This window comes from Agriterribacter sp., from assembly GCF_035445465.1.
Taxonomy (GTDB): Bacteria; Bacteroidota; Bacteroidia; order Chitinophagales; family Chitinophagaceae; genus Agriterribacter.
Window position 1 is genome coordinate 108,328 of the sequence record NZ_DAOMQT010000001.1, and the last position, 25,416, is coordinate 133,743.

Annotated in this window: 17 protein-coding genes and 1 pseudogene; 12 read left to right on the top strand and 6 right to left on the bottom strand. The window is 44.6% G+C overall.

Annotation, left to right across the window (positions count from 1 at the left end; translation table 11 throughout):
- The first annotated feature begins 2 nt into the window (after positions 1-2).
- The 8 genes and pseudogenes from PLE34_RS00450 (at position 3) to PLE34_RS00485 (ending at position 10,692) form a co-directional block, all read left to right on the top strand.
- Complete coding sequence (locus tag PLE34_RS00450) at positions 3-1,763, top strand: glycoside hydrolase family 9 protein (RefSeq protein WP_324552938.1); 1,761 nt, start codon at positions 3-5, stop codon at positions 1,761-1,763.
- 87 nt (positions 1,764-1,850) lie between these two features.
- Complete coding sequence (locus tag PLE34_RS00455) at positions 1,851-2,597, top strand: peptidase associated/transthyretin-like domain-containing protein (protein ID WP_324552940.1); 747 nt, start codon at positions 1,851-1,853, stop codon at positions 2,595-2,597.
- A 143-nt stretch (positions 2,598-2,740) separates the two neighbouring features.
- On the top strand, positions 2,741-3,967 hold the full coding sequence (locus PLE34_RS00460) for a DUF6786 family protein (RefSeq protein ID WP_324552943.1): 1,227 nt from the start codon (positions 2,741-2,743) through the stop codon (positions 3,965-3,967).
- Positions 3,968-4,086: 119 nt separating this feature from the next.
- Positions 4,087-4,944 carry a fumarylacetoacetate hydrolase family protein gene (locus PLE34_RS00465; RefSeq protein ID WP_324552946.1) on the top strand — a complete coding sequence of 286 codons (858 nt, stop codon included), beginning with the start codon at positions 4,087-4,089 and terminating at the stop codon, positions 4,942-4,944.
- Positions 4,945-4,985: 41 nt separating this feature from the next.
- Positions 4,986-5,201: pseudogene (locus tag PLE34_RS00470) on the top strand (RagB/SusD family nutrient uptake outer membrane protein); the annotation flags it as partial.
- A 439-nt stretch (positions 5,202-5,640) separates the two neighbouring features.
- Positions 5,641-8,697, top strand: coding sequence for a SusC/RagA family TonB-linked outer membrane protein (locus PLE34_RS00475; protein WP_324552949.1), 3,057 nt, complete (start codon positions 5,641-5,643; stop codon positions 8,695-8,697).
- Between the two features lie 18 nt (positions 8,698-8,715).
- Positions 8,716-10,161: a RagB/SusD family nutrient uptake outer membrane protein gene (locus tag PLE34_RS00480; RefSeq protein ID WP_324552952.1), complete on the top strand. Its 1,446-nt coding sequence runs from the start codon at positions 8,716-8,718 to the stop codon at positions 10,159-10,161.
- A 105-nt stretch (positions 10,162-10,266) separates the two neighbouring features.
- On the top strand, positions 10,267-10,692 hold the full coding sequence (locus tag PLE34_RS00485) for a hypothetical protein (RefSeq protein ID WP_324552954.1): 426 nt from the start codon (positions 10,267-10,269) through the stop codon (positions 10,690-10,692).
- 20 nt (positions 10,693-10,712) lie between these two features.
- On the opposite strand, the gene PLE34_RS00490 is transcribed toward PLE34_RS00485, so the two are convergent.
- Positions 10,713-14,234 (bottom strand): VCBS repeat-containing protein, encoded by a 3,522-nt coding sequence (locus tag PLE34_RS00490; protein WP_324552957.1) that lies wholly within the window; start codon positions 14,232-14,234, stop codon positions 10,713-10,715.
- Between the two features lie 149 nt (positions 14,235-14,383).
- On the opposite strand from PLE34_RS00490, the gene PLE34_RS00495 reads away from it, so the two are divergent.
- On the top strand, positions 14,384-15,187 hold the full coding sequence (locus tag PLE34_RS00495) for a glycerophosphodiester phosphodiesterase (protein ID WP_324552960.1): 804 nt from the start codon (positions 14,384-14,386) through the stop codon (positions 15,185-15,187).
- 198 nt (positions 15,188-15,385) lie between these two features.
- On the opposite strand, the gene PLE34_RS00500 is transcribed toward PLE34_RS00495, so the two are convergent.
- The 3 genes from PLE34_RS00500 to PLE34_RS00510 form a co-directional block, all read right to left on the bottom strand.
- Complete coding sequence (locus PLE34_RS00500; RefSeq protein ID WP_324552963.1) at positions 15,386-16,810, bottom strand: L-serine ammonia-lyase; 1,425 nt, start codon at positions 16,808-16,810, stop codon at positions 15,386-15,388.
- Positions 16,811-16,888: 78 nt separating this feature from the next.
- Complete coding sequence (locus PLE34_RS00505) at positions 16,889-17,392, bottom strand: FKBP-type peptidyl-prolyl cis-trans isomerase (protein WP_324552966.1); 504 nt, start codon at positions 17,390-17,392, stop codon at positions 16,889-16,891.
- Positions 17,393-17,445: 53 nt separating this feature from the next.
- The gene (locus PLE34_RS00510) at positions 17,446-17,769 is read right to left on the bottom strand and encodes a hypothetical protein (protein WP_324552969.1); all 324 of its coding nucleotides are present in this window, start codon (positions 17,767-17,769) and stop codon (positions 17,446-17,448) included.
- Between the two features lie 178 nt (positions 17,770-17,947).
- On the opposite strand from PLE34_RS00510, the gene PLE34_RS00515 reads away from it, so the two are divergent.
- The 3 genes from PLE34_RS00515 to PLE34_RS00525 all read left to right on the top strand — a co-directional run bounded on the left by PLE34_RS00515 (position 17,948) and on the right by PLE34_RS00525 (position 20,026).
- Complete coding sequence (locus tag PLE34_RS00515; protein ID WP_324552972.1) at positions 17,948-18,877, top strand: hypothetical protein; 930 nt, start codon at positions 17,948-17,950, stop codon at positions 18,875-18,877.
- 4 nt (positions 18,878-18,881) lie between these two features.
- Positions 18,882-19,559: a lysoplasmalogenase gene (locus PLE34_RS00520; RefSeq protein ID WP_324552975.1), complete on the top strand. Its 678-nt coding sequence runs from the start codon at positions 18,882-18,884 to the stop codon at positions 19,557-19,559.
- Between the two features lie 317 nt (positions 19,560-19,876).
- Positions 19,877-20,026 (top strand): hypothetical protein, encoded by a 150-nt coding sequence (locus tag PLE34_RS00525; RefSeq protein ID WP_324552977.1) that lies wholly within the window; start codon positions 19,877-19,879, stop codon positions 20,024-20,026.
- Between the two features lie 243 nt (positions 20,027-20,269).
- On the opposite strand, the gene PLE34_RS00530 is transcribed toward PLE34_RS00525, so the two are convergent.
- Both PLE34_RS00530 and PLE34_RS00535 read right to left on the bottom strand, forming a co-directional pair.
- On the bottom strand, positions 20,270-21,802 hold the full coding sequence (locus tag PLE34_RS00530; RefSeq protein ID WP_324552979.1) for a SusD/RagB family nutrient-binding outer membrane lipoprotein: 1,533 nt from the start codon (positions 21,800-21,802) through the stop codon (positions 20,270-20,272).
- Between the two features lie 21 nt (positions 21,803-21,823).
- Positions 21,824-25,318, bottom strand: a complete 3,495-nt coding sequence (locus PLE34_RS00535; protein WP_324552982.1) for a SusC/RagA family TonB-linked outer membrane protein — start codon at positions 25,316-25,318, stop codon at positions 21,824-21,826.
- Between the last annotated feature and the right edge of the window lie 98 nt (positions 25,319-25,416).

Genomic DNA, 25,416 nt, shown 5'->3' on the forward strand with positions numbered 1-25,416 from the left:
TTATGAAAAGAACAGCAACAACATTCTTTTTCATTATAGCATGGAACCACTTTCTGCAGGCACAGCCATTAACCGGCATACAGCTTAACCAGCATGGCTTTTACACGCATTCACCCAAAATAGCAGTGGTTACAAGCCCTGTTGAGTCCAATACATTTTACTTATTGGCTGCCGGTAAAAAAGATACGGTATATAAAGGCATACTGTCAACTCCTGAAACTTCGGTCTACTCTTCCACTACTACACGCATAGCAGATTTTTCAGCGTTCACTGCTGTGGGAAAATACATACTGTTTGTACAGGGCGCAGGCTACTCCTACCCTTTCAGCATCCAAAATAATATTTATCATGCCCCTGGTACAGCAGCGTTAAAAAGTTATTATTACCAGCGGATGTCTGCACCTATACTGCCGCAATATGCAGGGAAATGGGCACGGAAGGGCGGACATCCTGATAAAGAGGTGCACATTCATCCTTCTGCAGCTTCCGGGAAGCGGCCAGCCAATACCGTTATATCATCGCCCGGCGGCTGGTATGATGCGGGTGATTATAATAAATATATCGTTAACTCCGGCATTACCATGGGCACGCTGCTGTCGGCTTATGAAGACTTCCCGTTGTACTTCGATACCCTGCAAACGAATATCCCCGAAACCGGTAACGGCCTGCCGGACATTATTAATGAAACCCTGTACAACCTGCGCTGGATGCTTACCATGCAGGATCCCCACGATGGCGGCGTATACCACAAATGCACCAATGCCGCTTTCGATAAAATGATCATGCCCGTCGATTGCCATAAGCCCAGGTATGTAGTACAAAAATCCACAGCGGCGGCGCTTAATTTTACCGCGGTAATGGCACAGGCTGCAAGGATAGTTTCAAAATTCAAAAAGCAATTGCCCGGCTTAAGCGACAGTTGCCTGCATGCCGCGCAATATGCATGGCAATGGGCGAAGGAAAACCCGGGGGTATTGTACGATCAGCATGCCATGAATGCTTTATACCAACCCGTTATAACCACAGGCGCTTACGGCGACAGCAATGTAAAGGATGAATGGTTCCGGGCGGCGTGTGAATTATTGGCCACAACAAAAAAAGAAGATTATGTTCAGGACATCCAACAGTATAAGCCTGCCATAGCTCCGCTTCCCTCATGGAGCAGTGTTGCAATGCTGGGATCGTATACGCTTTTACGTTATAAAAAAGCATTATCAGCATATCAGCAGCTCGCTTTGCCTGCCGTTCAGCAGCAGGTGATTGATTTTGCCGCATCATTGATCAGCAACGGAGGCAACAAAGCCTTTCGCACCATTATGGGTCAAAGCAAAAGAGATTTTATATGGGGCAGCAACGCCGTGGCATTGAACCAGGGCATCGCGCTCCTGAATGCTTACCTGCTTACCAGGGACAAACAATTTATAAACGCGGCATTGACCAACGCAGATTATATAATGGGCAGAAACGCCACCGGCTTCTGTTTTGTAACGGGAACGGGTAGCCGTTCGCCCATGCATATTCATCACCGCCTGTCCGTCGCCGATGGCATTGCGGAACCTGTACCCGGATTGCTGGCCGGCGGGCCCAACCCCGGTATGCAGGATAAATGTACATACCGGTATACAGAACCTGAAACAGCTTATACAGATGCAGATTGCTCTTACGCCTCTAATGAAACAGCTATTAACTGGAACGCGCCGCTCGTATATGTTTCCGCGGCGCTGGAAGCACTGCAATATGAGGCGGGGTTTTCTGTACATTAAAACCGCGCTTAATACAATGTTAATAATGTTGAAACAGCCAGCGTCCACATTACAACAATATAGCATCCTGTATATCTTGCAGGTATAATGATAAAGGTTGTATTATTTTTTACCTGTTTTCTTTTCTGTGGTCATGCTGCTTTTACGCAAACCCATTTAAGAGGTAAAGTATTGGATAAATGGTACGACCGGGTAATCATGGCCGCTACCGTAAAAAATTTATCGCAAAACAAAACGGCGCAAAGCGATATGGGCGGCAATTACAGGATACCCGCCGCTGCAGGAGATGTGCTTTCTTTTTCCTCTGCGGGCTATATTACAGATACCATAGTAGTTACAGCAAATACACTCACCGCTCCCTTTGATATTTTTCTTGCCCGCCATGTAATTGAATTAGAAAAAGTAGAGATTGGCGGACTGAACCGCTACCAGGCAGATTCCATCAGCAGGCGGCAGGAGTTTAATGATGTGCTCACCAAACGAAACACTAAGCTGGTTGGTGGCAGGGGTAATACGCCAACAGACGGCGTGGGCATTACTTTTAGTCCTATAAGCTTTTTTTCTAAAAATGAAAGAAACGAACGCAGGTTTAAAAAAATGTTTGAACACCAGGAAGAAGAATTATACATTGATTACAAATTTCCTTTTGATTATATTTCCAAAATAACAGGATTGCGGGGTAATTCCCTGCAAACTTTTATGCTGCAATACCGGCCAAGCTATGCTTTTTGCCGGCGAAGCAACAATGCAGATATGCTATTGTATATCAATGACAGCTACCGGGCATTCATGCAAAGGAAAGGGAGAGCTGATAAGGATGGGAAGGAAAAATAGGAGTAGGGAGTAGGGGGTAAGGTGTGAGGTATGGGGTTTAAGCTGAAGACTGATCGCTGTTGCAATAAAAAATCTGCATCAGTGCTGTCCGTCCTTATAAACTTTACTACCTTAACATCCTTTATTTTTTAAATGGCAATAGTATGAGGAAGTACTTTTCTTCTCTGTCAGGCGTATCCTTTTTAATTTTTGTATTGATGGCTTGTAATGACACCCAACCTGAAAAGGCAGTTGAATATGCAAAAGGCAGCTATGGCTATGATGCTGCGTTTTTGAAAAAACATATCAATAATACAGTAGAACTATGGAATGAACATGGCGCGAGGGTATTACTTACCGCCGATTACCAGGGGCGCGTAATGACCAGCAGCACAAGCGGCGATTCGGGCAATAGTGCCGGATGGATCAACTACGAACTGATCGCTGCCGGAAAATTCAGGGATCAGTTTAACCCCGTTGGCGGGGAGGAGCGGTTATGGATAGGACCGGAAGGCGGACAGTATTCCTTTTATTTTAAAAAAGGAGACACTTTCCATATCAAAAACTGGCAGGTGCCTCCTGTTATTGATACCGTAGCCTACCAGATAACCCATTCCGACAGCACAAGTGTTGAATTTTCACAAAAGGCCATTGTTACCAACTACAGCGGAACCGAATTTAATATTTTCATCAACAGGAATATCCGCCTGTTAAATGAAGCGGCGCTCAATAGCCGCTTACAAACCAGTCTTCCGGGTAATGTAAAATGGGTGGCCTATGAAACGGAAAACATCATAAAAAACATGGGTGAAAATGCCTGGAAAAAAGAAACGGGGCTACTTTCCATCTGGTTGCTGGGCATGTTTACGCCCTCTGATGAAACGGTTGCCATTGTTCCCTTTCACAACCGTAAGGATGTTAAGGATTTTATTACCGACAATTATTTCGGTCAAATTCCAGCCGGCCGGCTCATTATAAAAGACAGCGTGCTGCTATTAAAATGCGATGGAAAGCACCGCAGCAAATTAGGTTTGTTGCCTGCTATTGCCAAGCCGCTTGCCGCCAGCTTCGATTTTAAAAGAAATATATTGACCATCATTTTTTTCGACATTGATCCGAACGGTGATTACGTAAACTCCAAGTGGGAACTGCAAAAGCAGCCGTATAAAGGTGATGTGGTAAACGCTTATAACGACGGACCGTTAGAAGATGGCTCCCAGTTAGGACCTTTTTACGAACTGGAATCGTCCTCTGCCGCTAAACCCTTACAGCCGGGGGAAGCACAAATCTACCGGCAGGCTACCTGTCATTTTGAAGGTGATTATGCCGCATTAAAAACGCTGGCGCAGCACCTTCTTGGGGTTGACCTTGACCATGCTAAAATGAGGTAAACAGGCAATTGGCAATAGTGAATCCTGTTCACCATTCACTATTCACCACAGCATTAATTTATGTACCGGTAGTATATATGCCATACAACGGTCTCTTACATTTTAAAAACATTATTCAAATGAAATTGTATAAAACGCAGAACGGAACTGTACTGGAGCACGATGGCGGATATTATATATCAGGCGCGGCTTTTGACACACTCATCAACAGGAATAACCTTTATGAATACCTCACGGATTCGCTGGCTAAGTTTCCCAAACTATCGGAGGAAGAAGTGGCTGTATTTTTAACACGTCCGCTTTTAGCGCCTATTGGAACCCAGGAAGTATGGGCCGCGGGGGTAACGTATTTGCGTAGCCGCGATGCCCGTATGGAAGAGTCAAAAGAATCGGGCGGGGCTACCTTTTATGATAAGGTATACGAAGCGGAACGGCCGGAATTGTTCTTCAAATCGCTACCCCACCGCGTTGCCGGTCATTTTGAGGATGTGTATATCCGCAGGGATTCTACCTGGAATGTTCCCGAACCGGAGCTCACGCTGTTTATCAACAGCGCGGGCAATATACAGGCCTACACTATAGGAAATGATATGAGCTCACGCAGTATTGAAGGAGAAAATCCCTTATATCTGCCCCAGGCCAAAACCTATGAAAGAAGCGCCGCGCTTGGCCCCTGCCTGTATATCCCCGAGCAGCCCGTTGATCCGGGCACAACCATCAGTATGAGCATTCTTCGCAATAACCAACCCATATTTGATGGCGCCATCACCATTAGCATGATGAAGCGCTCGCTTGCCGAACTGGCAGCATTTTTATTCAGGGAAACCGACTTCCCGCATGGTTGTTTTTTAATGACGGGTACCTGCTTAGTGCCGGATAACGATTTTACGCTTCTTGAAAATGATATCGTAAATATCAGCATTGATGAAATTGGTACGCTGTCGAACAGGATTATGCATAAACCGCTTCCGGCATAGAAGATATCATGGCATGAAGCCCGTTTTGGAGAGAACGCTGGCACGAGTTGTGCTACGAGGGTATTACCTGGTTTGATATGGTGCGCCTCAGAAAAGTATACAACGAAACCACCAACGGCTTCGATAACTTTGTGGGACATATCAGTAAAAGCTCCAACGAGGCTTTACAGGAAAAACACCTGCTGTTCCCGCTGGGTGTACAGGAGATGCTTAATAATCCGAACCTTAAACCTCAAAATCCGGGATATCCGCAATAAAAAAATTGCAAACGTTTGCAATCCCTTTATCACGTTTTATCTATTGAATATTGAGTAAGTTTACCCCGGTTAACAAGTAGTTAACTATTTATATTAATTTTACAAGGCAACCGGCTCCGGCAGTATATTTATTATTTTATTATACGGGAATACACGGAGATGAAATATTACCAGTTGTGCGAACGGCAATAGTCAGGAAAAGAGAAAATGGCTGATGCCTGTGAATGTAATCTTATTCCGGTTACAACACCATACCCGACCCGTTTATCCGGTTGTTCTTGCTACAGCAGTTTTTTAGCCTTCTTCATTATTGTAACCTTTCCGCAAGCGGATATAATAGCTTCCGTGCTATTAAGCTTCATACAAACTTAATATGCCAGGATGCATTTATAAAAGACATTTGTTTTTGCTGTCATTCATTACTTAACTCCAAACAATTATGAAACGATTTCTGTTTCCAAAAACGCTCTTTCTGCTTATTTCCGGCATCTTTTTCTCCGCTTTTGCCATGGCGCAAACGGTTGTTACAGGCAGGGTAACGGATGAATCTTCCGGTGAAGCGCTGCCATCTGTAAATATTATGGTAAAAGGAACCTCCAAGGGAGCGGTTTCAGATGCCAATGGCAGTTATAGTATTGGCTTAGCCGCCAATGAATCGGTTTTGGTATTTTCTTTCACAGGCTATACTACAAAAGAAATTGACGTAACCGGCAGAACGCAGGTTGATGTTACACTTTTAAGCGCTGCTGCCTCCTTATCGGAAGTGGTGGTGGTAGGCTATGGCACACAGCAGAAGAAAGATGTTACCGGTGCTGTGGCCTCTGTAAAAGGCACTGAAGTACAGAACCTCCCGGTATCAGGTGTTACACAAGCCCTGCAGGGCAGAACTGCGGGCGTAAACGTGGTAAGAAGCGGCGGCAGTCCGGGTAATGCGGGCTCTATCCGCATCAGGGGTACCGGCACTATTAACAATGCCGATCCATTGGTTATTATAGATGGCGTGCCTGCCGGAGGTCTTAATTCGGTTAACCCCAACGACATAGAGTCTATTGAAATATTAAAGGATGCCTCAGCTTCCGCTATTTATGGTACCCGTGCAGCTAACGGCGTGGTAATTGTTACTACCAAACGCGGAGGCTTTGAACAACCCTCCACCATATCACTCAATGCCTATACCGGCTTTTCCAATGCGCTAAAAACATTGGATATGCTGGATGCGGCTACGCTGGTTGAATTAAAACGCGAACGTTATACCAACGATGGCTTACCGGTTAACGAAGTGTGGAACAATGCCGACAATGCAGTGCAACGCACCAACTGGCAGAAGGAGTTATTCGGCACGGGTAAAGTAAATAACGCCGACATTGCTATTTCGGGCGGCGGCGCAAAATCATCTTACATGATATCCGGCGGCTATTACGATGAAAAAGGGCTGATCACCAATTCTTTTTTCCGCAGGGTAAGCTTACGGGTAAACTCTGATCATAAAGTAGGCAAACGCCTGAAAATTGGCGAAAGCATCCAGTTAACCAATTCAAAAGACAATAGTCTCAATACTTTATCAGCGCAGGATGGTATTATATGGAGCGCTATCCGTTTCATGCCTTTTATACCGGTTAAAAATGCCGATGGCACCTGGGGCACATCAAAAGCATCAAATGAATACGGAGATATCAACAACCCGGTTTTCACTGCCAATAATACGGATGCGTCTAATATTAATAACCGCATACTGGGAAATTTAAATGCCGAACTGGAAATTATTAAAGGATTGAAATTAAAAGCGAATTTCGGGTTAGATGCCAATCATTACACCGGCAGGAATTTCAGCACTATTGTTACTGATCAAACCCGCACCACCAACAATAATTCTTTGGGCAGGAATTTCAGTGAGTCCTATTCGTTATTAGGAGAATATTTTCTTTCCTACAATAAAACATTCGCAGACCTGCACCGTGTAGATTTTGTAGGAGGATATACTGCTCAAACATTTAACGGCGATTGGTTCAGCGCAGCAAAAAGAGATTTTATTAACGAAGCAATGAATCAACGGTTCTTAGATGTTGGGCAAACGCTCGGCAACATCGGCGGCAACCGCAGCTATGATGCCTTATCCTCGTGGTTTGGAAGAGTGAATTACGATTTTGACAGGAAATATTTGCTTACCGCCACTTTCCGGGCAGACGGTTCTTCTAAATTCGCCGAAGGAAATAAATGGGGCTACTTCCCGGCATTTTCTGCCGGATGGAGAATTTCGGAAGAAAAATTTTTTGACAACGTTGGCTTTATTGATGAGCTAAAGCTAACCGGCGGATGGGGACAATTGGGTAATCAGAATATAGGCGGACTGCAATACCTCGCATTGATCAGCGGCGGCGGAAGATATTCTTTCGATGACAATACGGTTGTGGGCGCTACGCAATCGCGCCTGCCCAACTATAATATATCATGGGAAACAGCAGAGATGACCAATATAGGATTGAGTATTGAAATGCTGAAACGTACCCTGCAGGCCAACTTCAACTATTTCATTAAAACAACAAGAGACATGCTCCTGTCTCCGCCTACCATCGGAACGGTGGGTACGTTAGGCATCCCGGATCAGAACGTGGGTATACTCCGCAACCAGGGACTTGAAATTGACCTTACTTACCGCAACAGCGCGGGGAATTTTAATTACAGCTTCAGCGGTAACGCTTCATTCATCAAAAACAAGGTGGTCAAACTGTATGACGGCAATTATATAGGATCGGTGCTGTACGGTCGCCCTTTAGAAGAAATTTCAAGAACGTATGAGGGTTCACCGATCGCTGTATTTTATGGCTGGAAAACAGATGGCTTATACCAGACGCAGGATGATATTGACAAAGACGCGAACATTACAAACGATTCCCGCAAAACGGCAGGGTTAATTGCACCCGGAGACGTACGTTTCCTTGACCTGAATAACGATGGCATGATTAATGAACAAGACCGTACCATATTAGGAAGCCCTCATCCCAAAGTAGTGTATGGCTTCAATGCCGATTTTGAATACAAGGGTATAGACCTCTCGCTTTTTCTTTTAGGTAATGCAGGACTGAGCATTTTTAATGCCGACAGGATGCAGGGACTGGACCCCACCTATTCTTTTAATATGTATGCTGAAGTGGCTGATCGCTGGACAGGACCCAATACCAGCAATACCATACCAAGAATGACTACCCGGAGAGATAACCGCAACTACCGCACATCCGATATGTTTATTGAAAAAGGAGACTTTCTTCGTTTAAAAAATATCGTACTGGGTTATACGCTTCCGCTCAATCTTACGGAAAGGGCAGGCATAAGCAAACTGAGAGTGTATGTTACAGGACAGAATGTTTTCACTTTCACCAAATACTCCGGTCTTGACCCGGAATTAGGTTACTCGGACGGTAATAAGCAAATCAATGTAGATATTGCCCAGTACCCGCAATCGCGCAGTTGGACATTTGGTGTAAACGTTACATTTTAAAAGATTAAACGCAGTACAATGAAAAATAAAATTATTATCACGGGCTTATTTGCATTACTCATCATTTCATTCAATAGCTGCAAAAAAGGCTTTCTGAATTCCCCGCCATACGGGCAATCTACCTCGGCAGATTTCTGGCGCAATGCCGATGATGCCATCGCCGCATCCAACGCGCTGTATTCTTTTCTGGGTGATGAATACCTGTTTGCACATACGGAACAAACCTGGGACATTTGCTCCGATGACCAATGGAGAGCGGGCGATCACCCCGAAGACCAGGCCATTGAGGAGTTTACCTACGAACCCAGTAATGTACAATTAAACGACAGCTGGTCAAGAAAATATGAAGTGATATCGAGAGCGAATGCGGTGCTTATCAATGTTCCCGGAATTGATATGGATCAAACGCTGAAGAACCGCATTTTAGGGGAAGCCTATTTTATAAGAGGTTTGATTTACTGGCAGTTTTATAAAATATACGGGCAGGTGCCTGTTATTACCGAAGCGGATGTTATCAATAATGATTTCAATAAGCCAAAAGCTTCTCTTGATTCCATGCATCAGCGGATTGAAGAAGACTTTGTGAAAGCCGCAGACCTGCTGCTATTGCAAAATGACGCAGCTAATACAGGCAGGGCCACCAAGGGGGCTGCCTGGGGCTATCTTGCCAAGTTTTATGTATACCGCGAAAACTGGGAGAAAGCCATTGAATATGGCAATAAAGTTATTACCGGCCCTTATGCATTAGCGCCAAGCTTCGGAGATAACTTTACGCCCGCCACAAAGAACAACCCCGAAATGTTGTTTTCTATACAATGTACAGAAGGATGGACAGAGAATGTTACTTCCATTTATTCTGCTCCGCGTCCATGGGGCGGATGGGGCTTTAATGAACCGATCAAAGACCTGGAAGATGAATTTGAAACCGATGACCCGCGCCTTACCTATACTATGGCTAAAATCGGAGACATTATTGACATCGGTGGTTCAAGCGGGCCTACCGAAGTATACGCCGGACTTACCAACACCGGCTATTTCTTCAGGAAATATGTATCATGGAGACCCGATGGCGGTTTAGACAATAACATGAATATCCCTTTATTGCGTGCCGCCGATGTATACCTGCTGGTTGCAGAAGCAAAAATAAGATCATCGCAAAACGGAGATGCTGAAATTAACGCGGTGAGAGACAGGAATGATTTGCCCGATGTGGAAAACGCAACCATGACGGAACTGATGCATGAAAGACGTGTTGAGCTTGCCGGTGAAAATGAACGCCACCTGGATTTAATGCGCTGGAACAGGGCTGGCATTATTAACCTGCCGGCACATTATGCCATTGACAGGGGCCCATGGAAGCCGGGCAGAACTTTCGTTGTTCCTAAAAATTATCTTTTCCCTTTACCACAAAGACAAATTGACCTGAGCAATGGAACGCTTGTTCAGAATCCTGATTTTGATTGAGGTTTAAATAATTGGTAAAGCATCCCCGGTGTTGATTCCTGAAATCCCGGGGATGCTTTTAAACCAGGCTGGTTGTATGTTTGTGTATCCAAGCTTTCATGAATAATGAAAAAAACTTTTTTTAATTTTCTGCCGGCTGCTGTAATCTTTGGTTTATATGCCTGTTCATCTGCCCCGGTTCAGCAAAAAATCATTGGCGCGTGGCGGGTAGATTCCATATACGATTATTACAATGGCTTTGATTTCATGAACAAACACCCGCATCCTGTTGAAATATTCCGTTACAGAACGGATAGCATCGTATCTCATGAAGGCATGGGAGAACAACTTTTATTTCAATACTATAGTAATGATTCAACGCTCTTCTTTAATGACATGAACGGTAATCCCGTATCCGAATACATCATACTGCACATTGATAAAAACCGTATGGTACTGCGTAAAAACAAATCACCACTGTTTCCGGGTAAGAATCAGGAAAAATATGAGATAAGGTATTTTTCGAAAACGGACAGTACAACGGCAAGATAAGCCCGTTATAGCCCTGCCTGTCACTTCGAAGGCGTATGCAGATCCTCCAATTCGCGCTGCTCTCCTTTAAAATTATACACTGTGGCAGATACGGCACCAACGGGTATGCGCAGGTACCTGCCCGGTTGCGAAAAATAGCCCGAGCCATAATAGAACTCCTGCCTGATCTGTTTCCCATTATCCAGCCTAATAATGGCATAAGCATCATTGGGCCGGATAACAACAAAAGACTGTGGCCCCCTGCGTGATTTATTTTCCAGCGCAACAAGACTGTCATTATTCATTGCTGCCAACAGCAACAATGTATTTTTCTTTGTTCTGATCTCAGCTAATCCTTTTGCATCTCCTTCCATGCGGAATCCATTTTCCTTTACTGAAAACCCGCCTTGTCCGTCGCCTTTTAAAAACAGTCCCTTAAATGCATCATACTGCCCTGAAATAACCTCCGTTGCGTACCAGTTACCTGTAAGCAATATATCGGCAAAACCATCAGCGTCATAATCGCCGGCAAGCATGCCAAACACCGGCGCAAACTGTGCTTCCATGCCAAGCGGCTTTAGCTTCCAGGGCTGTTTGCCGTTGTTATGCAAATAAGCGGTTTGAAAAGTGTTGGCCGTTATGGATATTGCTTTTGAAAGCACTTCCGGCGGAAACAGGTCTTCCATCTTCGCATTAGCGTAATCCTTATACAGGGGGAATTGCTTTTTTAGGAAAGGCATACGTTGCATCACATCATCGCGGGGATGGATAGGATAGCTGATGCCATCCTGGCTGTAAGAGATGATGGCGTCCATAGCGCCGGGCTTAGCATAATCGTATGCATACATTTTCAAAGGATCTTTTTCAGAAGTTCTGAACCGGCTGTTCAACCCCAGATTTCCAAGTATATAATCTGTTTTGCCATCCTGGTCAAAATCGGCTGCCTGTATGCTGTTCCACCAGCCAACAGTATGCAATAACCCCGCCTGCTCCGTGGCATTTGAGAAAGCTCCGTTATTATTAATGAACAGGGTTACAGGCATCCATTCTCCTACAATAACCAGGTCCATATGGCTGTCATTATCCACATCGGTCCACAATGCAGCAGTTACCATACCAATATTCCTTAACCCCGGCGCCTTCTCATCGGTTACATCAACAAAAACCCCGTTCCTGTTTTCAAGCAACTGGCTGATACCGGCTGCGGGATAATGCTGTGGTGTGAGCCGGCCTCCAACAAAAAGATCAAGGTCGCCATCTTTATCAAAATCAGCGGCAATTACACATGAGCCGCTTGTACGCATTTCGGGCAGGGCGTCCCGTTTCAGGGCGAAAAGCCCTCTGCCATCATTTATATATAACCTGTCCTGGTAATAGGGAGAGCCGGCGGAAAATTCATTTCCTCCACTCACGATATACAAATCCAGGTCGCCGTCATTGTCTGCATCAAAAAAGAGCACCCCCATATCTTCTTCATATTTCTTTTCAGCTACCAATGGCTTCGTAATAAAACTTCCGTTAGCCTGCTGAAAGAAAAGCTGCCCTGACTGATTATACGCGCCTCCCACAAAAAAATCATCTCTTCCATCGCCATTGATGTCGCCAACGGCTATACCGGGCCCGCTTTGGGAAAATTTATGCGGAAGAAGCGGCTGAATATTAAAATCCGTATAAGATGTTTCGTGATGCCGGTAATGAATATTATAAGCAGCGTTAGCCGGTTGAAATATTACCGTGGTATCCGAATGTACAGCAACCGGTGAGGGAAGGTTGCTGCCGGCATAGTCCAGTTGCAATACCTGGTCTGCCTGAACAGCATACAGCGTTTGTGCTTTACTGTCGGGCCATACTACTTTCAATGAGTCTATCCTGGTTTGCTTACCCAATCCAAAATGAATGGTTTCGTCTACCGTTGACTGAAAGCCCCTTACCGGGAAATGTTCATGATATGAACTGAGGCTGCCGGCAAACAATTGTATTTTTGTTCCGAATCCCTGCATATTGCCCGGCGGGCCGGATAGCTCAATTTTAAGATAGTGATTTTGTGCTTTCCGGTCGGTATTGTTCCGGTATATGGATGCAGGTGACCAGGTGTTGCTGATAATAACATCCAGGTCGCCGTCATTGTCCAGATCGGCGTATGCCGCTCCCGTTGAATAGGCTTTATGGGTAAAACCCCAGTTAACCGACTGATCTTCGAAGGTAAGGTCGCCCCTGTTCTGAAAAACAAAGTTATGCAGGAAAGCGCCGTCAAGCGCCTTAAGCGCCTTCATTGTTCGTTTACTCACGCTATCGTTAATATGTCCTTTCATCAAGGATTGCGCGTTATAATTAATAAAGTCACGGTTGGTAATATCCCGCGGATAGCCATTGGTAACGACCAGGTCGCGCCAGCCGTCATTATCCAGATCGGCCCATAAAGCGCTCCAGCTCCAGTCTGTTGCGTCTACTCCCGCCAGTTGACCTGTTTCGCTAAAAGAAGGGAGGCTGTCTTTACCTGTCCCGCGGTTCAGTTGCAGCGTATTGCGCATGAACTGCGGCGCATAACCATATTGAATTTCCGACCGGTGCCTGTCATGAGGCGTAGCGCCGATCATCATTTTTTTACGATAATTATCCGGTGGCAGCATATCCACTGTATAAATATCCGGTTTGCCGTCGTTATTATAATCGGCTATGTCATTTCCCATTGCCGAATAGCTGGTATGCTTAAATACAACAGCGGCCCTGTCGGTAAATGTGCCGTCGCGGTTATTGATATACAAAAGATCGTCGGATAAATAATCATTGGATACATAAATATCCGGCCAACCATCTTCATTAATATCACATGCAGAAACACCCAGTCCATATCCTTCTATGGTAATGCCGGCCTGCTGAGACAGATTGGTAAAGGTTCCGTTGCCATTATTACGGTATAGCCTGTCTGTATTCGGCATTTCGCCATGTATTCTTTTCTTACGGATCACATTAGGGCCCATTTCATCCGTAATATTGGTGAGCAGGTACATATCCAGATCCCCATCGCGGTCGTAATCAAAAAAAACAGACTGCACACTATGCCCCGTATCTGCCAGTCCATATGCGGAGGCTTTATCTGTAAAAGTATTATCCCCGTTATTAATATACAGCTCATTAGCCCTTTGAGCTGCTTCGTGGGGACCGCCAAAGCAAACATATATATCCGGTAAACCATCCTGGTTAATATCCACCACCGATACACCTGAGGCCCATTTGCCGGCTGTGTTAATGCCCGAAGCTTCAGTAATATCTTTAAACCGGAATGCACCTTCGTTCATATACAGCCTGCTCCTGCCCATGTTAGAGGTAAAGAAAATATCCTGTAGCCCGTCTTTATTAAAGTCACCAACACCTACCCCCGCACCGTTATAAAAATATTCGAACGTAAGAATATTGAATTGCTCATCTTCCTGTATCTCATTGCGAAAATCTATACCCGTTATTTCAACCGGCATCAGCTCAAGAAGATGATCATCCAGGGTATGTTGCTTACAGGCTGTAAAGTATAACAGCATGCAGAGTAAAGTAAGGGAGACGCGCATACAGAAACACAATTTTAGGCTGGCGTTAACCATTCAGAGATCAAATGGAGGGTGTTTCGTTGATGATGAGGTTGTATTTGCAGTAAATGTATGTAAAAATATTTCTTGTAATAACAAACCATTTAACTTTATCTCAAATCTTGCATGTTTTGAAAAAATCATTTATCTGCTATATTGCATTGCTGCTTGCTTTCATCGGAACAGGGCTGCCGTCTTTTTCTCAATCATCAGATAATAACTATTATTTAATAGCTCATCGCGGCGGCGTGGTAGACAGCAATCGTGCTGAAAACAGCCTGCCTGCGCTTAAAGCCGCTATTGAACGCGGCTATAAAATGGTGGAAGTTGACCTGCGGCTCACGAAAGACAGCGTACTGATCATTCATCATGATATGAATTTTAAACGATACTTCGGATTGGATAAGCCGGTATCGGATATAACATGGAAAGAGATCAGTAAATTAAAAAGCAATACAGGAGGCAGCAAAGTACTGCAATTCGAAGAAGCATTACAATATTGCAGCGGGAAGATTGACGTAATGATTGACAATAAGATCAGTGGTAACGACACGCTTTTGTTTTCCAAAGTAGTTGCTTTGCTTAAAAAATACAAGCTGGATAAAGCGGCATTGATGATCGGCACCAGCGAATCAACGGATTTCTTTACCGGTAAAATAAAATTAAGCTGCACCAGGAAACAATTAGAGGAAAATATGCTGAAGCCAGGCTACAGCCCTTCCCATTATTACCTGTTTGGCAACGAGCTCTCCCGTGATGATGTGGAATGGGCCAGGCGTAATAACATACTCCCGGTAGGCGTAGTAAATGCCTGGCGTTACCGGCGGTTTGCTAACCCGGCGGCTGAAGCGGAAAAAGATGCACAGCGCCTAAAAGCTACCGGATTGAACCATTTCCAGATTGATAGTGAATTTGAACGGTTTTTTCTGCCGTGATAAACCTGCAAGGTCTTCTCAACCAGCAAAGCAGCCCGGCAGACTTCAAACCTGCAAGGTCTGCTGCACCAGCAAAGCAGCCCGGCAGACCCCAAACCTGCAAGGTCTGCTGCACCAGCAAAGCAGCCCGGCAGACTTCAAACCTGCAAGGTCTGCTGAACTAGCAAAGCAGCCCGGCAGACCTTACAGGTTGGCCCATCAGCATTCCTTCAAACCCAAAGGTATATTAACCGCCAGTCCGCCTTCGGCGGTTTCCTTGTATTTGTGGTTCATATCAACCGCCGTATCCCACATGGTTTTTACCACGGCATCCAAAGAAACTTTTGCAAAATCGGGGGTACTTTGCAAAGCCAGTTGCGATGCGGTGATGGCTTTTATGGCGCCCATGGTATTTCTTTCTATACAAGGCACCTGCACCAGCCCGGCAATAGGGTCGCAGGTTAAGCCCAGGTGATGTTCCATAGCTATTTCAGCAGCCATCAAAGCCTGCTTTTGTGTGCCGCCCATTGCTTCTGTTAACGCCCCCGCAGCCATAGCCGATGAAACGCCGATCTCGGCCTGGCAGCCACCCATTGCCGCGGAGATGGTTGCTCCTTTTTTAAAAATGCTCCCTATTTCCGAGGCGGTTAAAATAAACCGGATAACATTTTCTTCCGTATCGCCCCCGCAGAAAATAACATAGTAGAGCAATACAGCCGGAACAACACCCGCAGCACCGTTAGTAGGCGCAGTTACCACCCGTCCGAATGAGGCGTTTTGCTCATTAACGGCAAGCGCGAAGCAGCTTACCCAGTCTATGATGTAGCTAAAACCGCTTCCTCCTTCCTGTATACACTTTATCCATGCGGTGTAATCCCTGTAGGCTCTCCCCTCCAATAATTTTTTATTCAACGCGGCGGCACGACGTTTTACATTTAGTCCGCCGGGCAGCATGCCTCCTGCATGACAACCTTTATATACACAGTCCTGCATTACCTGGTATATCTGCAAAATTCCTTTTCTTGTATCGTCTTCCGGCCGCCAGGCGTTTTCATTTTCCATCACCACCTCGTATATGCTTAACCCCTTCATACACCAATGCAACAGATCAGAAGCGGTATTGATGGGAAAAGGCAATTGCACCATATCGGTTTTTCCCGTTTCTTTTCCTTCCTGTTGCACAAAGCCCCCGCCAACAGAGTAATAGGTTTCTGCCATTTTGTTCCCGTTTTCAAGCGTTGCTAAAAATGTGAGGGCATTAGGATGAAAGGGAAGCGATTCCCTGACCAGGAAAACAATATCCTCATAAGGATGGAACACAACATTTTGCTTTCCCTGTAACAGTAGGCGGTTATGAATAGCGATATCACTGATATACGCATTGATATTTTCCACTGCAAAGGTTTCGGGATCCTCACCACACAACCCCAGTTGAACGGCAATATCCGTACCATGCCCTTTGCCCGTTTTAGCCAAAGACCCATATAATAATACCTGTAATGATGCCACCTTATCTAACAGCCGCTGCCCGGACAGCTTAGCGGTAAACAGTTGCGCGGCCCGCCACGGACCCAGCGTATGGGAACTGGACGGACCAACCCCTATTTTAAACATATCAAATACAGAAATGGCTTCGTGAGGCAATGGTATACGTTTATATAAAGGTAAAGGCTTTGAAGTATATGAACACCTCAAAGCCTTTTTCGTAAAGTGTTTGTTTACCTACTGCACTCCGGTAAGTTCCAAGGAAAATACAATAATGGAATTTGCGGGTATTATCACATTGCCGTTTGCATCTTTGGCATCTTTATCGCCATAGCCCAAACTGGGAGGAATAAAGAGCCTGATCTTACCTCCGGATTGAATATACTTCAGTCCTTTTTGCCAGCCGGGAATCAGTTCACCAAGCCGGAATGTTACCGGCGTTCCATTGCTTTTATCAAAAACCTGGTCGTTGGTTAACGTGCCGGTATAATTTACGCTGATTATGGAACATACTTCAGGCACTTTGCCGGCGCCGGCAGCTTCAACAACATAATATACACCCGATGAATCTTTAAGAGCGGTTATTCCCTTGCCAGCAAGGTACTGTTCAACCTGTTGTACTTCGCTATCCGGCGCCTTAACAGTCAGCTCATTGTAAGGACAACCCGAATCTTTCTTCAAACATGACGCAAATAATAAAACTGCAAACACTACAAAACCATAAAAGGCGATCTTTCTCATATATTTTTTTCTTTATACCCAATGATATAATCACTTATCAAAACGTTGCATCCTTACTTTGTTTTAACATCTGTTTCCTCCTCCTGCTTTAATTCAAGATAGCGCTGCTCGTTCATTTCCCATTTATGGCGTCTGTTAAATATGGAAAAAAAAACTGCTATAGCCAATACCGCTATAATTAATACGAGGGGGTTAGACTGTGTATTACCTACCATAGTGGCTCTTTTATCCCATCCCGACAGATAATTGATAAGTATGGGCAACGCAAGCAGCAGCCCTAACGGAAGACCAACAAGTAACTGGTAGAATACTCTTTTTTGCCGGGCCCTGTTTTGCTCCCAATATACAATAAACGCCTTTTCTTCCTCACTTAGCATAATAATAAATGGTTGGATTTACAAATATAAGTCTGCCCGGGAAAAGAGCGGTATTACATTTCCAGCTTCCCGGCATAGAGCTAAAAGGGACTAAAACTTGTGCCCAGTTCCTTTTGATATTTTTGTAACTTGTGCCTCTGATTCCGGGTATCATTCTTTACTAAAAACAGCCAGGATTTTGAAGATAGCACATTTACTTGGACAATACCTGCTCCAAAATAAAAAAATGCAGTTACAGGGCATTGGTGAATTTGTATTGGATAATTTTTATGAAAATCCATTTGAAAATGAAAAAGGGAAGATCCGGCTTCCCGGAAATACAATACAATTTTCTCCCGATAAAAAAACCCCGGAAGACGGGGGACTTATTGATTTTATTGCGCAGCACACCGGAAAGATACGACCACTGGCTTCATCGGACCTGGAAGATTTTTTAAATATCGGCAAGCAACTATTAAATGTAAGTAAGCAGTTTTATATTGAAGGACTGGGTACCTTAATTTTAAACGACAGCAATGACTATGATTTTATCCAGGGAAATGAAGTGATAGTGGCTACTGTTCCGGAAGAGTACAATTCAAAAAAGCGTGCTGCAAAAAGAGAAGAGCGTTCTGATGATATGTCATTCGGCAATGGCTATCCCCAACCAGGCAAAACATCCGAAAATACACTTCGCAAATTACTGGTATTATTTGCCATGGTGCTGGGACTGGCAATAATAGGATGGATTGTGTATTATTTTTTTCAACAATGGCAGGCGGGTAAAACCAGGCAGGGTAATACATTGGAAAACATTCAGCCTGTACTTCCTTCACCACCTGCAGCACAGGATTTTGCGGCAACGGGAGCAGACAGCACGGTTATTTCCCTCCCCGCCAATAATGGCAATACTTCCTATAAAGTAATCATTGAAACCTCCCGGCGTATGCGGGCTTTAAGCAGGCACGAGGAACTGCTGAAAATGGGCTACGATGTAAAGCTCAGCACGGAAGACTCTGTTTCTTTTAAGCTATACACGCTAATTACCGGGCCGTTATCGGATACCGGCCGTAGCAGGGATTCCATTACCCGTTTCTTTGGCAGGAAAGCCCGGATCGAATTAAAATAAATGCATGAAGCGGATATCATTTGCATTAGGCTGTATATACGGGCTGGTTGCAATAACCGATATTCTTTTCACTTTCAATGGATATGAACAGGGAAGGCTTTTCAGCAAGCCGTTATTAATGATCGTACTGATGCTGCTCTATGCTGCAGAAACAGGGATCAGGTCATCCTTTTCAAAAATATTATTATCCGCATTGTTATTTTCCTGGTGCGGAGATGTGCTTTTACTATTCAACGGATTTTTCATCGCTGGCTTATTGGCCTTCCTGTCAGCGCATATTTTTTATATCATCTACCTGTTCCGGATCGGCGCCGGCGTAAAAGGCGCTTTACAGTTTCAGCCCTTATTGGGCATACCTGTTATGGCATACTGGCTATTATTTTCGGCCCTGCTATTGCCCTATCTGGATACACTAAAAATTCCCGTAGTTATTTACGCCACGGTAATCTGCTTTTTTTGGATGCTTACGCTTAACCTGTTTGGGAAAACAGATACAAAAACAGCTACTTTATTCTTTTCAGGAGCCGGCCAGTTTGTACTTTCTGATTCCGTTCTGGCGGTAAACAAGTTTGTTTATCCGTTTGAAATACTCCCGGTTGTAGTAATGATAACCTATTGCTCAGCGCAATTTCTATTGGTTTTGGGTAGCGTAAGGCATTTAAGAAATTCAAATATAATATAAACATATCCATAATATATTTAAAACAAAATATATAGAGAATAATCATAAAAATTTATTTAGCTTTTAACGTACCCTGCGCTGTTTTAGCAATAAAACCGGATACCTTTGCGTTTAGCATACACAATAAATTTCAACGAGCCATATTGCAATGGCCTTTGCTTTATAACTCACGATTCTTGCCCACGATATTCACTTGCCCACGATATTCAATTAACCGCTACGATTTGCCTCCCATGTGAATATTACATTTTGCTGAAAATGTAAACACCTATTCCGGTACGTGTCAGCAACGTACTTCATGTTAAAACAATTACAACATGGAAACAATGATCAAAGACTTGTATTTTGACAAAGAGATGGTGAGCACTTTGGAAAAAAAGAAAGTAGACCTGGATATATTATACGTTTATCTCATGAATGGAAAAATTACCCTGCAGGAATACTTATATCTGTGCGGTATAAAATAACCAACCGTTAAAATTACAGGTTATTAAAACCAAAGCGCCGTTCAACCCGGCGCTTTGGTTCGCAAAAACTAATCATTACTATTTATACAATATTGATATGCTTTCTTTTATACTGCTTTGCATCCGGCTAAAAAAGGGCTAAAAAAAGCGGAACGCTTTTACGTTCCGCTATCATTGATAGTGCCAACAGGTTAGTGGAGTCAGGGTCAATAAGGTAAGCTCTATGCTGTTGTTTTCTGTTTTTTATTCATCCCACCACACACGCGTTTTCAGTTCATCTGTACCTAACCACTGTACCGCCTGGTTATAATTATCTATGTTAATTCGTGTTTCATCGGCAGGATACAGGGCTCTTCTGGCAATATAACCTGGTCCCTGCGTGCCAACAACAATTTCAGGGAAACCATTCCTTCTCCATTCGAACCATGCTTCGTACCCTACCATATAAAGCGACAACCATTTTTGCATCGCTATCTTTTCTAACTTCTCCGCTGCCGTACCGCCGTACGCCACTTCAGGCTGTGCATAATAGCTGTTATCAGGAATAACATCTTCTCCCTTCAGCTTCAGGTAGGAAGCGGCGTACCTTGTACCTATTCTTTCGGCAAAATAGGCAAACTGATCTTTAATACCATTCAGATAATAATCTTCAGCAACATCGGAACCACCGGCTATATATCCTTTTTCGGCAGCTTCAGCCAGGTTAAACTGTACTTCCGAATAGCTTAGGATAACCCCTTGCGCGGCATTCATGGAAGCCAGTGTGGGATTGTATTGTTCCGGCGCCCAAAGCATACCGGGGGCCGAATAATCTTTAGGATCAGAAAGCGGTCCATTGCCATTTACGGCTCCTGTATACTCAAAGTCAGCAGGGTCAGGATCCGCATCTGCAACACTCGACTGTGCAGGAAGCGCGTAAACAGGCAACCTTGGATCATTAAGTGATTTCAGATAATCAACAAGATTCTTGGAAACACGGGTACTTGTAGCGTAATCGCTGTTGCTTTTTGTAAAGAGCGGCATAGGATTACTGCGGTCGGCTATATATTGCAGCGCCGCCTGGTCGGCATTGGATGTAAATAAAGGATATTTGGAAGGGTTGTTCAGGATATTGGTCAGTGCGGCAGAAGGATCCACCTTTTTAGACTGCCGCATCAGTAAACGGATCATCAGTCCTGTAGAGAACTTCTTCCAGCGGCTGATATCACTGTCAAATAAAATATCCCCCACTACATTTTCGCTGGTTGAACCCAGTAAGGAACTGGCTTCATCCAGGTCGGCCAGCAGCCCGGCATATACCGCCTGCTGCTGTTCGTATTTGGGGCTGTTAATTCCTTCTAACTTAGCATTGCCCGCTTCCCTGAAGGGAATAGGGCCATACATGTCTGTTAAATTCTGAAACATCCACGACCGTAATACCAATGCCACACCTTTATAGTTGTTTGATCCGTTTGCCTCAGATAAAACAATAACCTCATTTAAGTCTCGGATATAATCATAATAACTCCATAAAAAATAACCACTTGCATCGGCTCTTACCCAATTGTTATAATTGCCGGCAAAATCGTTAAAAAGCAGGTCGCCCGCTATAGAGCCGCGGTTAAAAGAATGCTCAAAATTCCTGTTAACAGCAGTTCGGATAGCATTGGTAAACAGCACGCCGGGATTATCTACCTTATCCGGCGAATTGGGATTGGTATTGATTTCCTCAAAATCTTTCGTGCAGGCCGACAGGAAAAGAACGGCTAAAAATATGATCGGTTTAAACTTTGTCATGATTTTTGAATTTGGAAGTTTTTAAAAATTCAGGTTAAGGCTAACGCCCACTTCCCTCATAGAAGGAACACTCATGTTCTCAAAACCTGGTATCAGCCCGTTGCCTGTGGTGGCTATGGCAACTTCAGGGTCGAAATGGTGATTACTGTCTGGTCTGAACAATAACAGGTTTCTGCCGGTTAAGGAAACCTTCGCGTTCTTAATAAAAGTGTTGCCAATCAATTTATGCGGCAAACTATAACCAACAGACAGCTCACGCAGTTTAAAATAAGTGGCGCTGAACAATTGTGCTTCCGAAATATGATCTAATTGTCCTTTAATCATGCTCCTGATGTCTGTGCCGTATACACCTGCATCTAATTTGCCTCCGTCGCCGGTTGAGTTGGGCTGGTAAGAGCCGTCAGGCATCAGCGCTGCGCCCTGTACATAGTAAGGGGCATCGTATTCCGCGCCGGGCGCTCTTTCTCCGCGGCCCTTTGCGCTTTCTATTAACTGGCCGGAGCCTGCCGCTTTATTGTAAAAACGGGAAATGAATTTACCGCCAACCTGTCCGGCAAATAAAAAATTAAGATGGAAATTCTTATAGGTAACCTGGTTGTAAAAACCACCGATCCAGTCGGGATTAACGTTCCCCAGGTACATTTCTTCCGGAGCCACCATCGCTCTTCCGTTAGTGCCGATAACGATCTGGCCTTTTAACGGACCGTCAGGAACTCTCCTGTAACCCGGTCCCCAGATAGCACCCATTTTTTCGCCTACCCGCGCCTGTATAGAGGCGTCTTCACCGGGGGCAGCCTGTACAATTTTATCTACTTCAGGATCCAGCGAAACAACTTTTCCTACGTTGTGCGACCAGTTGATATTAAAGTTCCATTTAAAGCCTCCTGCCGTGCTAACCGGCGTAGCGGAAAGCATTACTTCAACACCGGTATTCTTAATTTCACCTGCGTTAATTATACGTGATCCCTGCCCGGAACTTTGTACCATAGGCAGGTAAAGCACCTGGTTTACAGTGCGGATGTCATAGTAAGTAACATCAACGCCTATGCGGTTATTGAAGAAACCGAGCGCTCCTCCAATTTCATAAGTTGAGGATATCTCCGGCTTTAAATTAGCATTCATTAATGTGCTGTTGCCGATCAATGAATAGTTATTTCCCCATGGGGAGCCGTAGTTATAAGTATTTATAATAGAATACACGGGAGCATCGTTGCCCATCTGCGCCCAGCTAAAGCGCAGTTGCGCCTGGCTAATAGCAGCCGGCAGGCCAAGGATATCTTTCAAATTGCCGTTTAAGCCAATGGAAGGATAGAAATAAGAATTATTATTGGATGGCAGGGTGCTCGACCAGTCGTTACGCGCGGTCAGGTCCAAATATACAAGTCCCTTATAATTAAGATTGACCATGCCATACACACTATTGATCCTTTTTTTGTAACTGCTGTTGCCTGCGGTTAATAACTGAGAAGTATTGCCGAGGTTATATATACCCGGTACCAGCAGCCCGTTATTTGTTGCTGTAATATTGTTCCCGTTTAAATCGAAGCGATTGGCGCCGGCAGATACCGTATAGCCTATGTCATCCGCCGCGGCTGAACCGTTATAAGTTAACAGCAGGTCTGTATTCCTTTCTTCGTACTTTATACGTGTTTCCTGGTAGCCGCCCAATGGATTATCCACAGTGCTTACCGCCCATTTCATGGGGCGGAAATCGTAATACAGATCTTCCGCCGTACGAACTTTTAATTTCAGTTTGTCGGTAAAAGCATATTCCAGGGCAATATTGCCATACAGCCTGTCTTTATCCTGCGCCTTGGTATTTTCATACATCAGGAAGTAAGGGTTGTTGTGATTTTCGCCGTAATTGAACTGGAACTGCCGCAAACCTTCATAACCTGCCTGCCAGTAATTGCGCAGGCTGTTTATGTCTACCTGCCTTGTCATCCATGTAAAAATGTACATAAAGGTATTGCGGCCATACCCGTTATCGGGGCGGTTGTCGCTTTTTTGCTTCATGTAGTTGAAATTAATGGAAGAGGTAAGCTTGCTGGTAAGCTTATAGCTGCTGTTTAAGCTTACCTGGTATCGGTCGAGATTATTGTTGGGTATTACGCCTTTATCGGTGAGCGATGTAAGCGAAAGCCGGTAAGTGCCTTTATCGTTACCGCCCGATAAGGCCAGGTTGTTATAGAATTTGCTGCCTGTGTTAAAGAAGTCTTTGATATTATTTGGATGTGATACCCAGGGTGTTGCAGTTACATCGCCCCGGTTGTTAATAGACACATCGCCACCCCGAAAGCCATTGCTGGTGGGAGAGTCAAATTGCTTCTCCAGGGTATTGTTATCTAAGCGGGGTCCCCAGCTTTCGTCATAGGAATCTCTGTCGCCATCCGGGTAAATTGACCATGAAGCGCCAAAGTTGGATCCTTCATATATCCCGTTCAGTCCCTGTCCAAACTGGTTTTGAAATTTAGGCAGCCAGGCCACTTCCTGCGCAAAATAATAGGTATTGAAGTTTACATCCATGCCTTTGCGGGCACTTCCCTTTTTAGTAGTAATAACAATAGCGCCATTTGCCGCACGCGAGCCATATAAAGCCGCCGCGGCAGGCCCTTTCAGTACGTTCATGGATTCAATATCGGCAGGGTTGATTTCAGCAGAGCTGTTACCATAATCTGCATTGGCATTGGTATTACTCACCCCGTCGTTACCAACAGGAACGCCATCTATTACAAAAAGGGGCTGATTATTTTGCATGCTTAAAGACGATTCGCCCCTGATGACCATCTTCGAAGAAGAGCCTACCGCGCCTGAGCTTGAAATCTGAACACCGGCTACTTTACCGGCTATACCATTTACAAAATTAGACGCAGGCGATTCAGTAAGCTGGGCGCCGTCAACCTTTTGCGTAGAATACCCCAGCGATTTCTTTTCACGGGAAATACCCAGGGCCGTTACCACCACTTCCGAGAGACCTTTTTTGTCGGTTTCGAGCCGAACATTAGCTACTGCGTTACTGCCGGCGGCAATTTCCTGCGTTATAAACCCAACAGACGAAAAAATAAGAATGGCATTGCTCCCCGCATCTATGCTAAATTCACCATCCGCATTGGTAACAGTGGAAGTATTGGCGCCTTTTACCTGCACGGTAACGCCCGATAGCGGGTTGCCTTCTTCATCCGTTACCCTTCCTGTAATGATTGCCAAACTGGCAGCAGGCGTAAAGCTCAGTACTACCAACTCGTTGTTATTAACCGTGTAACCTAATCCGGTGCCGGCCAGTATCCGGCTCATCACTTCCTCAAAAGCGGCTTTTTGTACTTTCAGGGTAACCCGGCTGTTTTCAAAAACCGGATCATCGGTATACAAAAACCGGTATCCTGAATGTTTTTCAATAAGCGTTAGCACGTTTCTTAAGGGTTCTTTCTTTACAGAGAGGGAAATTTCCTTTTGCGCGTTGGCCAAAAGAGAAATTTGTAAACTTAATAATGTAGTAATAATGAAAGAAACTTTCATAATGAACTTCCATTTCAGGGAATAAAGCAAGCCTTGCCTGTCCCAATTAGTTTTGGAAAAATGCATACCTTTAATTGTTGAGTTGAATAATAGGGGAA